Origin of the sequence: Shewanella metallivivens (assembly GCF_028750675.1) — a bacterium.
GTDB lineage: Bacteria > Pseudomonadota > Gammaproteobacteria > Enterobacterales > Shewanellaceae > Shewanella > Shewanella metallivivens.
The window spans coordinates 415,218-428,044 of record NZ_JAQQPZ010000001.1 but is presented as its reverse complement, the minus strand read 5'-3'; the positions used below and the strand labels follow the sequence as shown (position 1 = coordinate 428,044).

Annotated in this window: 8 protein-coding genes; 4 read left to right on the top strand and 4 right to left on the bottom strand. The window is 42.9% G+C overall.

Going from position 1 to position 12,827, the window contains the following annotated elements; genetic code table 11:
• Positions 1-14 precede the first annotated feature (14 nt).
• Positions 15-845, bottom strand: coding sequence for a rhombotarget lipoprotein (gene rhlP, locus PQR79_RS01780; protein ID WP_238103440.1), 831 nt, complete (start codon positions 843-845; stop codon positions 15-17).
• Positions 846-1,141: 296 nt separating this feature from the next.
• Between rhlP and PQR79_RS01775 the strand changes: the two genes are divergently transcribed.
• From PQR79_RS01775 to PQR79_RS01760, 4 genes are all read left to right on the top strand, one after another.
• Positions 1,142-2,212 carry an efflux RND transporter periplasmic adaptor subunit gene (locus PQR79_RS01775; RefSeq protein ID WP_238103439.1) on the top strand — a complete coding sequence of 357 codons (1,071 nt, stop codon included), beginning with the start codon at positions 1,142-1,144 and terminating at the stop codon, positions 2,210-2,212.
• Positions 2,213-2,224: 12 nt separating this feature from the next.
• Positions 2,225-5,476, top strand: a complete 3,252-nt coding sequence (locus PQR79_RS01770) for an efflux RND transporter permease subunit (protein ID WP_238103438.1) — start codon at positions 2,225-2,227, stop codon at positions 5,474-5,476.
• Positions 5,473-8,538 (top strand): efflux RND transporter permease subunit, encoded by a 3,066-nt coding sequence (locus tag PQR79_RS01765; RefSeq protein ID WP_238103437.1) that lies wholly within the window; start codon positions 5,473-5,475, stop codon positions 8,536-8,538. Before PQR79_RS01770 ends, PQR79_RS01765 begins: the two co-directional genes overlap by 4 nt.
• 104 nt (positions 8,539-8,642) lie before the next feature.
• On the top strand, positions 8,643-9,530 hold the full coding sequence (locus tag PQR79_RS01760; RefSeq protein ID WP_238103436.1) for an MBL fold metallo-hydrolase: 888 nt from the start codon (positions 8,643-8,645) through the stop codon (positions 9,528-9,530).
• Between the two features lie 290 nt (positions 9,531-9,820).
• On the opposite strand, the gene PQR79_RS01755 is transcribed toward PQR79_RS01760, so the two are convergent.
• The 3 genes from PQR79_RS01755 to msbA are packed head-to-tail and all read right to left on the bottom strand — an operon-like array spanning position 9,821 to position 12,816.
• Complete coding sequence (locus PQR79_RS01755) at positions 9,821-9,997, bottom strand: Trm112 family protein (protein WP_238103435.1); 177 nt, start codon at positions 9,995-9,997, stop codon at positions 9,821-9,823.
• Entirely contained in the window at positions 9,987-10,994 is a 1,008-nt protein-coding gene (gene lpxK, locus PQR79_RS01750; RefSeq protein ID WP_238103434.1) for a tetraacyldisaccharide 4'-kinase, read from the bottom strand. Before lpxK ends, PQR79_RS01755 begins: the two co-directional genes overlap by 11 nt.
• A gap of 10 nt (positions 10,995-11,004) precedes the next feature.
• On the bottom strand, positions 11,005-12,816 hold the full coding sequence (msbA, locus tag PQR79_RS01745) for a lipid A export permease/ATP-binding protein MsbA (RefSeq protein WP_238103433.1): 1,812 nt from the start codon (positions 12,814-12,816) through the stop codon (positions 11,005-11,007).
• Between the last annotated feature and the right edge of the window lie 11 nt (positions 12,817-12,827).

Sequence of the window (12,827 nt, the reverse complement as noted above, 5' to 3'; positions counted from 1 at the left end):
ACTATTTTATCGTGTTATTTAGCGGTTGTTCTCACCCTTCCCATCGCCATCACAAATAGCATTAACAAACTAATGGGAGTTATCGCCCCACCACTGTAGTTAGCCTTATGTTCGACTTTAGCAATTTTCTCTTCTTTCACTCTTGTTTTAAAGCGTGCCAATTCATCACCTAGGTTTTTAGTCATGTCCGTTACGGCTAAATCAAATCCTTGCATAGACTTCTCAGATAAGGTTTCATCAACCCCAATCGCGGTGGTTCGTTGCGCCAACTTACTTATTCCAGGAGCTCTAAATAACATTTTTCGGCTTTTTATATCGAACACCGCAGTATCAACAAAGGTTTGCACCGTGTTTTCATTACCCGGGATGACGTACATCCCAACAATCGTCCAGTATAGTAATGCAGCATTATTTTCTACTGATTTAGTCACTTGATCATACGACACTAATGCCATCACATCGACATCGTATAAGCGTCCAACTTGCTCTAATGTACTAAATCCTTCACCACCAGCCAGATATGTGCTGGGGATAACCTCAATGCGATCGATATAATCATATTGCACAAACGATGCTTTGACTTTTTCGAGCAATTCATACTGATCTTTATTATGAATGGCATTACCTTTCCAACCGGTTGACGGGACAAAAGCAATCCCAACGTTAACAGGTAAACTTAATAGTGGAATCTCAGGAGTATGGGGAGCTTTAGCGGTTTGCTCTGGGTACAAAAACGTCATCAAACTACTCGAAACTGATTGTTTACCCGTTTGTTGACTGACGAGTGAACTGCACGATGTCAGCATCAATGCAGATGCCGCGACAACTAACCATGTTGTTCTCATTATTATTTCCTTATTGAATGTTTACTTCGGACGCCACATTAGACGCCATCTATACATTAACCAATTTCACTAATAGTTAATTATTTTAACTATTTTAACATTGTCAGTTTAGCTAACCTTATCAAGCCAAATAAGTAAGCTATTGTTAAATAGAATCTTTTAAATTTGGCACGTTAAGTGCTTACTGGTTATTCATTAACATTGATTACACATGATAACGTGATGCCTATTAATCTATGCAAAGCATCATACATCACGGTCATTGATTTCAAAAATATAACACTGGCAGGTACCTCATGGATAGGTTTAACAGCATGAAAAAATTGGCAATCCCATTACTTTGCATTGCAACATTAAGTGCATGCTCGGGTGAAGCAGAACAAACAAAAGAAGAAGAAAAATTTGCTATACCGGTAGAAACGGCATTGGTTGAGACAGGTAATGTATCGTCATTTTATAGCACAACTGCCACACTCGAAGCGCCAGAAGAATCACATGTGATGAGCAGAATTGCAGGCATCGTTGAACTCATTAATGTGGAAGAAGGTGATAGAGTCACCAAAGGGCAAGTGCTTGCGGTAATTGACGCAAAACGCCAACGTTACGATTTCAATCGTTCTGAAGCCGAAGTGCAAATCATTGAACAAGAGCTAAACCGTTTAAATAAAATGACCAATAAAGAGTTTATTAGCCAAGATGCCTTGGCTAAACTTGAATTTAATCTACAAGCAGCAAAAGCACAACGCGATCTCGCCGAACTCCAAGTTAAAGAAAGCCTCATCACCTCGCCTATCGATGGTGTGATTGCTGCACGTCATATCAAATTAGGCAATATGGCTAAAGAGTTTCAAGAGCTATTTTATGTGGTCAATCAAGATCAGCTTCATGGGATTTTACATTTACCAGAGCAACAGCTAGCCAGCTTACGCATTGGCCAACATGCCAGTATTATTCAACAACAATCCAACCACACAGCTGCCATTGACGCAAAAGTATTGCGTATCAGTCCAATTGTTGATGCCCAAAGCGGCACATTTAAGGTGACATTAGCGGTCCCCAACCAAAATGCGGCCTTAAAAGCAGGTATGTTTACTCGAGTGGAGCTTAAATACGACACCCATCAAGATGTGTTAACTGTTCCTTATAATGCCCTGATTAATCAAGATAATACTCAAGCACTCTATGTGGTCAAAGATGCCAAAGCTGAACGCAGAGAAGTGAGCCTTGGCTATCGAGAAAACAACACGGTTGAGATCGTGTCGGGTGTGAGTGCAGGCGAACAAATTGTCATTCGTGGCCAACAAAACCTTAAAGACCAATCATTGGTAGAAATCATTACCCCGCTTAGCTTTGCAGCCATTCGATAACGGAGCAAGATCATGTCAATGATAAATACCTCAGTTAAGCGTCCCGTTACGGTGTGGATGTTCATGCTTGCCGTAATGCTATTTGGTATGGTGGGATTTTCTCGCCTTGCCGTCAAACTGTTACCCGATTTAAGTTACCCGAGCGTGACCATTCGCACCGCATACGATGGCGCTGCGCCGGTTGAAATTGAACAACTTGTCTCCAAACCCATAGAAGAAGCAGTCGGTGTGGTTAAAGGCTTGCGTAAAATTAGTTCTATTTCACGCTCAGGCATGTCCGATGTGGTGCTCGAGTTCGAATGGGGCACCAACATGGACATGGCAAGTTTAGAAGTACGTGAAAAAATTGATACCATTGAGCTCCCGTTAGATATTAATAAGCCACTGTTATTACGCTTTAACCCAAACCTTGATCCCATTATGCGCTTAGCATTTTCAGTACCCAACGCCGATGCAGAGCAACTTAAACAAATGCGTACTTTTGCAGATGAAGAACTTAAGCGTCGCCTTGAGGCATTGTCGGGCGTTGCTGCGGTAAGGTTATCGGGTGGACTCGAGCAAGAAGTACATATTGAGCTTAATCAACAAAAACTCAGTCAATTGAACCTTAATGCAGACCAAATTAAACGTCGCATTAATGAAGAAAACATCAATTTATCTGCAGGCAAAGTGATACAAGGTGACAAAGAATACTTAGTCAGAACCTTAAATCAATTCAACTCACTCGAAGAACTTGGCCAAGTCATTGTTTATCGTAACGAGCAAACCCTCGTGAGACTGTCTGATATTGCTGTCATATCCGATGCCTATAAAGAGCGCAGCGATATCACGCGGATTGGTGAGACAGAGTCCATTGAGTTAGCCATTTATAAAGAAGGTGATGCCAATACGGTTGCGGTCGCAAAAAAACTCCACGCAGAGCTGGCAAACATCAATCAAGTTAACACTAAAAACCGGCTTAACGTCATTTACGATCAGTCTGAATTTATTGAAAGCGCAGTTAATGAAGTAACCTCCGCAGCCCTATTTGGTAGCTTATTAGCGATGTTAGTTATATATCTGTTTTTGCGCGATATTATTGCTACTTTGATTATCTCTATTTCAATTCCATTTTCGGTGATTGCCACCTTTAATATGATGTATTTTGCCGACATCAGCTTAAACATTATGTCACTGGGCGGCATTGCGCTGGCCATCGGTTTATTGGTGGATAACGCCATTGTGGTATTGGAAAATATTGACCGTTATAAATCAGCAGGAATGAGTAAGATTGATGCGTCAGTGACAGGCTGTAAAGAAGTCGCAGGCGCTATTTTTGCCTCAACCTTAACCACATTAGCGGTGTTTTTACCCTTAGTGTTTGTCGACGGCATTGCCGGAGCATTATTTGCAGACCAAGCGTTAACGGTTACGTTTGCACTACTCGCTTCATTATTTGTTGCGTTAACGGCAATCCCAATGCTGGCCTCTCGCCAAGGATTTACGAGTCTTCCGGACCCCGTTGTCTCGCCAAAAGTGGTAAAGCCCACTAATACCAGAGGTAAAATCGTTTACTACCTAGTGACAGTAATTAAATTCCCGTTTACGTTATTATTTAGCTACTTACCTGCAGGTTTACTCACTGCTATTATCGTCTCCAGCCGCTTTATCAGCAGTGTACTTGGTTTTTTATTTACTCCCATTTGCGCGAGTTTTAACTGGGTTTATCGACGTGTAGAAGCAACGTATTACCGCATACTGCGCCATGCATTACGTCATCAGGTGCTGACCTTAGTGATTGCGTTAATAGTGACATTAGCTTCGAGCAGTTTACTGCCTAAACTCGGGATGGAGCTTATTCCACCAATGAACCAAGGGGAATTTTATGTGGAAATATTATTACCCCCTGGCACCGAAGTAACTGAAACGGATGCAGTATTACAACAATTGGCATTATCAATTAAAGACCGTGATGATGTAAAACGTGCCTATAGCCAAGCAGGCAGTGGCGGTTTAATGACCTCAGACACTGCGCGTGGCGGTGAAAACTGGGGCAGATTGCAAGTGGTATTGGCCGATCATTTAGCCTTTAATGCCGTTAGCCAAGTGCTACGTCAAACCGCTCGCAACATCCCTGAGCTTGAAGCTCAAATAGAACACCCTGAACTATTTAGTTTTAAAACCCCACTCGAAATTGAGCTATCAGGCTATGACTTAACTTTACTGAAACAAAGCGCCGACCAATTGGTCAAGGCCTTAGGAGACAATGATCGTTTTAGCGACATCAATACTACGTTGCGCGATGGCCAACCCGAAATCAGCATTCGCTTTGATCATGCCCGCTTAGCCGCTCTAGGCATGGATGCGCCAACGGTAGCAAATCGTATCGCTCAGCGAGTCGGCGGCACCATTGCCAGTCAATTTACGGTACGCGACCGTAAAGTCGATATTTTAGTGCGCAGCGAACAAGCCGAGCGCGATCAAATAAGCGACATCGAATCGTTAATTATTAATCCTAATAGCAGCCAACCCATTCCATTAAGTGCCATAGCTGCGGTGCACCTGCAAATTGGCCCTTCAGCCATTAACCGTATTAGCCAACAACGGGTGGCAATTGTGTCATCAAACTTAGCCTATGGCGATTTAACTGAAGCGGTACTTAAAGCACAAGAAATATTGGCAAAACAACAGCTACCAAGCTCTATTCAAGCCCGTTTTGGTGGACAAAATGAAGAAATGGAGCACTCATTTGAGTCGCTTAACATCGCACTAGTATTGGCTATCTTTTTAGTTTACTTGGTGATGGCAAGCCAGTTTGAATCGCTACTGCATCCGTTATTAATTCTTATTGCGGTGCCGATGGCAGTTGCTGGCAGTATCGTCGGGTTATTCATTACCGGTACCCACATCAGTGTTGTGGTGTTCATTGGCCTAATTATGTTGGCCGGGATTGTGGTGAATAATGCCATTGTACTGGTTGACCGAATTAATCAACTGCGTCAACAAGGACAAGAAAAACTGAGCGCCATTAATGATGCCGCGCAATCTCGTCTTCGCCCAATCATGATGACCACCCTAACCACCACCTTGGGCTTATTACCCATGGCCATTGGCATGGGTGATGGCAGTGAGGTGCGGGCGCCGATGGCTATTACCGTAATTTTTGGTCTTTGTATGTCTACACTACTGACATTATTGGTCATTCCAGCATTGTATGCCCTATTTGACCGCAAGCAATATGATGCCAAAGATGTCCAGAGCAATACTGCGGAGACACCAGCATGAATATCACTCAATTAGCGATAAAACGCCCGGTCACCACCAGCATGTTTTTCTTAGCTATTATGTTATTTGGCATGGCTGCGAGCCGCATGCTGCCGCTAGAGATGTTTCCGGGCATTGATATTCCGCAAATTGTCGTTAATGTGCCCTACAAAGGTTCAAGCCCTGCTGAAGTTGAGCGTGACATCACTAAAGTGTTGGAGGAGTCACTGGCGACCATGAGCGGTATTGAAGAGGTTCGTTCTGATTCAACCCAAGACGGCGCTTTTATTCAACTAAACATGAAATGGGGCGAAGAAGTTGCCACAAAAAGCTTAGAAGCACGCGAGAAAATAGACTCGGTGAGGCATTTACTGCCAAGAGATGTGGAGCGCGTCATTATTCAACAGTTTTCGACTGCCGATATGCCGGTGTTGACGATTAGGATCTCAAGTGAGCGTGAACTGTCAAACGCCTTTGATTTACTCGACAAACAATTACGTAAACCGCTCGAGCGTGTCGATGGCGTATCAAAAGTGACGCTATATGGCGTGGAACAAAAGCAAATTGAAATTCGCCTGAATGCCGACAAATTGGTATCGACAGGGCTAAATAGCCTTGATTTGCGCACGCGCTTATTAACGGAAAACTTCGTCATTAGCGCAGGCACTATTCGCACTCAATCACAAGTGTTCCAGGTCACACCTAAGGGAGAATTTACCAGTCTCGACGACATCAATACACTCGTGATCGTGCCAGGTATTCAGTTACAAGATATCGCAACAGTCAGTTACGCATTGCCCGAAAAAGTAGAAGGCCGCCATTTAGATCAAAAATATGCTGTGGGCATTGATGTATTTAAAGAGTCTGGTGCTAACTTAGTCGAAGTATCAGACCGCGTGCTTAACGTTATCGAACGGGTTAAGCAAGACCAGCAATTTAACGGTATTAAATTGTTTATCATGGAAGACCAAGCCTTTGGTGTTAAATCGTCATTAAAAGACTTACTCCTTGCCGGTTTAATGGGCGCGGTATTATCATTTGGGGTGTTATATTTATTTTTACGCAATCTAAAAATGACTTTAGTCGTGGTGTCATCTGTACCTATTTCGCTATGTATGACCTTAGCTGGAATGTACTTTTTAGGTTATAGCCTGAATATTTTATCCATGATGGGGCTGTTATTAGCTGTCGGTATGCTGATTGATAATGCCGTAGTCGTCACCGAAAGTGTGCTGCAGGAAAAACAAGCCGCACATATCGATGATACTTGCCAAATAACAGCTAACCAGCTCGCAGTATTAACAGGCGTAGAAAAAGTATCATTGGCAGTATTGGCGGGCACACTCACCACGGCAATCGTTTTTTTACCGAATATTTTTGGTGTTAAAGTACAGCTCACCATATTTTTAGAACACGTAGCCGTGGCTATTTGTATCTCGTTAGCAGCCTCTTTATTAGTGGCGAAAACCCTTATTCCACTGATGCTGAATCGCTTTCACTTTGAAATAAAACCCGTTAATGACAACAACCGTTTAGGGCAATTTTATCACCGTAGTTTAAATTGGATTTTAGCCCGCCCAAAACGTTCTGGCGTCATCGCTGTCGCCCTACTCATTTCAACAGCACTGCCATTAAGCCTAGTGCAGCAAGACCAAGGCGACGGCGAAGGAAATGATCGTTTATACATCAATTATCAATTGGAAGGACGCCATAACCTTGCCGTCACCGAAGCGATGATTAATCGTATGGAAGACTATTTATACAGCAATAAAGAAGCCTTTTATATCGACGCGGTATACAGTTATTACGCGCCACAAGATGCGCAATCGACCATCTTGTTAAAAAAAGATATTCCTATTGAAATGGGCGAACTGAAAAAGATGATACGTGAGGGTTTTCCTAAATTTTCAATCGCCACACCACAATTTGGTTGGGGTAATGAAAATAATGGCATACGAGTGACATTAACTGGCCGCTCAACCACTGAGCTTATTCGTCTTAGCGAGCAAGTGGTACCATTGTTAAGTAATATTGAGGGCCTAGTGGATGTTCGCTCTGAGGTTAATGGCGCTCAACAAGAAGTGGTTATTGTGATTAACCGGGAAATGGCAGCAAGACTTGATCTAACCTTGAGTGATATTGCTTCAAACATTGCAATCGCCCTGCGTGGCTCACCTTTACGCTCATTTAGGCATGACCCAAGCGGCGAACTTCGTATCGAGTTGGCGTATGATAAAAGTTGGCAACACTCACTTGAGAAACTAAAACAACTGCCGATTATCCGCCAAGGTGATAGGGTTTATACTCTCGACAGTTTAGCCGAAGCAACCATATTGCCTCGCTTTGACACCATCAGGCACTTTAACCGCCAAACAGCCTTATCAATTGGTGCCAACTTAGATGATTTCACCACAGAGGAAGCACAGAAAAAAATCACCCAAGTCATGGATTCAGTCAACTTTCCTTACGGTTATGGCTATTCACTTCGTGGTGGTTTTGAGCGTCAAGATGAAGATCAGTCCATCATGGCCGTCAACATGATATTGGCTATCGCAATGATTTATATCGTGATGGCAGCATTATTTGAATCATTATTGCTTCCCACTGCCATCATTACCTCAATCATGTTTTCAATCACTGGCGTATTTTGGGCCTTGTGGTTAACAGGAACCCCAATGTCAGTCATGGCGATGATTGGTATCTTGATTTTAATGGGCATTGTGGTCAATAACGGTATTGTATTAGTGGATCAAATTAACCAAATGACACCTGAGTTGGATAAACTGAGCGAAACCATCAGTCGTGTGTGCATTACCCGCTTGCGTCCTGTATTAATGACAGTGGCAACAACGGTACTAGGTTTAGTCCCACTTGCTATGGGTGACACCCAAATCGGCGGTGGTGGGCCACCTTACTCTCCAATGGCCATTGCCATTATTGGTGGACTCATCTTTTCAACGGTAACCAGTTTGTATTTAGTGCCATTGTGTTACCAGGCACTATACTTAATGCGCCATAATGCAGCGATTAGATTAGGTTTAGCCAACCGTTTTGCCCAAAAGCTGTTACCTTGGGCTCGATAATTTTTTTAATAAAAAATGTGCCACCTATAAGTGATCTAACAGGCCAGAGTATCAGTATTAAACGGCAGTTTATCGCAGGTATAACAGCGCAAAAAGGGACAAACATGAAACACAGATTTCAAACTCAATTGATTGGATTCAGCACACTGGCCATATTAGCGCTCAGTGGCAATATTATGGCCGAAGACAGCATGAGCGATATCAACATCACCTCAAAAAAGCTCGCTGACAATACCTATATGTTTATGGGCGCAGGCGGTAATATTGGCGTGTCTGCAGGTAGCGACGGTATTTTGATTATTGATGATCAATTTGCCCCATTAGTGGGTAAAATTTCAGCGTCCTTAAATGAGATCCAAGCAGGCGTCCCTAAATATATTGTCAATACTCACTACCATGGTGACCACACTGGGGGGAATGCACATTTTGGTGCGACCGGCACCATCCTTGCCCATCACAACGTATTAAAGCGCTTAAGTGAAAACAGTAAAACACCAGCATCAGCCTTACCCGTCATTACCTATGCTGAAAACATATCCATACATTTTAACCAAGACACGTTAGAAGTTATTCATCTTGGCCCAGGCCATACCGACGGCGACAGTGTAGTGATATGGCAAAAAGCCAATATTGTCCACATGGGTGATTTGTATTTTAAAGACCGCTTCCCATACATCGACTTAAATGGTGGCGGTTCGGTTATGGGGTATCGCGACAATGTCAGTGCCATATTAGACAAACTCGACAACAACACTCAGGTGATCCCAGGACATGGTGAGCTTGCAACTCGAAACGAATTATTAAAATTTAAACATATGCTCGACGACTGCATTAATTGGATGCGAGGTGAAATTGAAATGGGACACGACCTCGCTAAAATAAAACAGCAAGGTGTGCCACAAGAATATCAAGATTGGGGATGGCAGTTTATTTCGGCAGAGAAATGGATAGACACTCTTTATCAAGATTTACAGTCTAAAAACATACTCTAACGGTAATACTAAACAATTAACGGTTATAAAAAAACTTGCTACTTTGTAATACCAATCAGAATAAATATGAGATCAGAGATTGCATAGGAAAAATCGCTTAGAACAAGGCAGAAATTGCAGCGAGGTAGTTGTTCTACCCTCAAAATTTCTAACGAGATTATAAGCGATGTTAACCACTAAGCATGCTCACATTTTTGTGCTGATTGGTATAAGCTTTTTTACTGTTCATCGGGCATAAAAAAACGCCCAAAGGACGTTTTATATTTAACAGCATATCGGCCACATGACGGTTATTCAGCAACCCATGGTGTGGCACGATTTTCAAGTAACACAGGAATACCGTCCGTAATGGGATAAGCTAATTTATCAAATTTACAAATTAACTGTTGTGCTTCTTTGTCATATTCCAACTTACCTTTACATACAGGGCAAGCCACAATTTCGAGTAATTTTTTATCAAATGCCATGAGACAATCCTTTTTTAGTTTGAGCCACCAATTGCAGTTGGCTCAAAAATGCTTGATCAAATTCTGGGGTAAGCTTCGCATTTACCGGTAAATACCACCAGTGACTTTGGGCAAAATCGCGACATTTAACCGCATCTTTTTCTGTCATCACTAATGGATGTCCTTGAGATAACGCTTTCAATTGCATTGGTTCAAATGCCTGGTGGTCGGTAAACTCTACAGCGTTCGCTATGTTATAACCTAATTGGCTCATTGTATTGAAAAAACGTTGCGGATTGCCAATAGCAGCCATAGCAACAATAGCGTCTTGTGAGTCAAACTTTTCTGTCAATGTATTATCAACTTGAACTAACGGTGCTGGCGTTAAACTCATCAACACCTCGTTAGTATGAACTGGGCCGCCATTATTAATCACAAAATCAACACTATTAAGTCGCCAAAGCCCTTCCCGCAAAGGACCTGCAGGCAGCAACCATTGGTTACCATAACGGCGGTCGCCATCAACTAATGCAATCTCAATATCTCTTGCTAACGCATAATGTTGTAAGCCATCATCACAAATAATCACATCAACATCAAAATTGGCCAGCAGAAAGTTCGCTGCATCAACTCGCTTAGCCCCCACCACCATAGGTACCTGCGTGCGCGCCACAATCATTGCTGGCTCATCGCCAACATCACTGGCCTTTGCACCAGTACTGACCACTAAACACCCTTGAATATCCACGCCATAGCCGCGACTTATCACTCCTGGTCGATACCCCTGCTGGCGTAGTAATTCAATAAGGTATATGACGGTGGGGGTTTTACCACTGCCACCGGCAGTAATATTACCCACCACAATAACAGGCACAGGCAAATGGCTGGCGTGTTTAATATTGAAACGAAACAACAGTCGCCGAGTTGTCGATAACAAAGCAAATAACCAGGATAGTGGCAATAATAACCATTTAGCCCAATGGTTTTGATACCAAATGCGATGAATGAGTTGCTGCATAACCTACGCCCTACTGGCTAAACTGCATCTTATACAAATTAGCGTAAATGCCCGCCTGCGCAATCAACTCACTATGATTACCGCGCTCAACAATTTGCCCCTGATCAATCACTAAGATTTCATCGGCGCTTTCAATGGTCGATAAGCGGTGAGCAATCACAATTGAGGTGCGGTTATGACGTAAATTATCTAAGCCTTTTTGGATGGCTTTTTCAGACTCGGTATCTAATGCAGAGGTTGCTTCATCTAAAATGAGCACTGGCGCATCACGAAGCATGGCCCTTGCAATCGCAATACGTTGGCGTTGACCACCTGAGAGTAATACACCGTTTTCGCCGACTTGAGTTTCTAACCCCTCGGGTAAGGTATTAATAAACTCCATTGCATAGGCAAGCTCTGCTGCCTTAACAATTTGGTCGCGGGTCACTTCACCGGGATATGCATAGGCGATGTTATTGGCAATGGTGTCGTTAAATAACGTGACTTGTTGTGACACTAACGCCACCTGATTACGCAATGATTTAAGCTGATAATCATAAATACTGGTGTCATCTAAGGTGATATCACCTTGAGTTAAACCACAATAAAAACGGGTAATCAAGCTGGCAATGGTTGATTTCCCCGAACCAGAACGTCCCACTAATGCCACGGTTTTACCCGGTTTAACTTCAAAATCAATACCATTAAGTGCGGCTTTATCTTGTTCAGGGTATGAAAATGTCACGTTATCAAAACGAAGTTTGCCTTGTACGCGATCAACAGTAAACGTACCGTTATCTGTCTCTGGCGCAGTGTCGAGTAATTCAAATACCGTTGTACAGGCCGCAATACCACGCTGAAACTCAGCATTAACACGAGTTAAGTTTTTAATCGGTTGTAACATGGCAAGCATCGCCCCCAAAATAGCGGCAAAGGTACCTGCGGTTAAATCGGTTTTCATGCTGTCCCATGTGGCGGCATACAGTACAAATGCCAGCGCAAATGAGCCAATAACCATAATCAGTGGCTGGCTAACAGACTGAGCAACAGCTAACTTCATATTTTGATAACGATTACGATCGTTTACTTTATAAAAACGCTCCAGTTCGGTTTTTTGTCCACCAAACACTAATACGTTTTTATGACCTTTAATCATTTGCTCAGTCGTCGCCGTGACTCCGCCCATAGCCGACTGAATTTGCTTAGAGACTTTACGAAAACGACGACTGACAACACTGATCACAATCCCGATGATTGGGCCTATCACCAAAATACACAATGAAAGCTGCCACGAGTAATAGAACATAATGACTAGCATGCCGATTGCAGTCATACTGTCGCGTACAATTGAAATTAACGCACTGCCTGACGCACGCGCAATTTGCTCTGTATCAAAGGTGACCCGTGAGATCAGGTTGCCACTGTTTTCACGGTCAATATAACTGACTGGTAATCGTAAATAATGCTCAAAGACTTGCTGACGCATATCCATGATTAATTGCGCACTGATAAATGACACACAATAAGTAGAAACAAAGTTCGCGATACCACGAAGGCTGAACATTAAAATGACCACAATGGGCGCCATAAACATAATGTTATTGTCGGCATTAAACCCACCGTGAGTTGGCACATCAACGCCAGCGACAACCGAAGGGGTTTGGCTAAACCCCTCATCAATAAAAGGCTTAATAAAGGCAATAAAAGCGGCATCTACCGCACCATAAGTCAGTAAGGCAAGTACCGCCATAATAAACTTGGCTTTCATAGGCACGACATAGGTCATCAGACGTTTAAAAACGACCCAAATTTCATTCTTATCATTAGAAGTTGATGCTGACATTGAATCCAATA

Bases quoted from the DNA above. Each gene is read 5' to 3' on its own strand.
- rhlP (WP_238103440.1), bottom strand. From the start codon at position 845: ATGAGAACAACATGGTTAGTTGTCGCGGCATCTGCATTGATGCTGACA.
- PQR79_RS01775 (WP_238103439.1), top strand. From the start codon at position 1,142: ATGGATAGGTTTAACAGCATGAAAAAATTGGCAATCCCATTACTTTGC.
- PQR79_RS01770 (WP_238103438.1), top strand. From the start codon at position 2,225: ATGTCAATGATAAATACCTCAGTTAAGCGTCCCGTTACGGTGTGGATG.
- PQR79_RS01765 (WP_238103437.1), top strand. From the start codon at position 5,473: ATGAATATCACTCAATTAGCGATAAAACGCCCGGTCACCACCAGCATG.
- PQR79_RS01760 (WP_238103436.1), top strand. From the start codon at position 8,643: ATGAAACACAGATTTCAAACTCAATTGATTGGATTCAGCACACTGGCC.
- PQR79_RS01755 (WP_238103435.1), bottom strand. From the start codon at position 9,997: ATGGCATTTGATAAAAAATTACTCGAAATTGTGGCTTGCCCTGTATGT.
- lpxK (WP_238103434.1), bottom strand. From the start codon at position 10,994: ATGCAGCAACTCATTCATCGCATTTGGTATCAAAACCATTGGGCTAAA.
- msbA (WP_238103433.1), bottom strand. From the start codon at position 12,816: ATGTCAGCATCAACTTCTAATGATAAGAATGAAATTTGGGTCGTTTTT.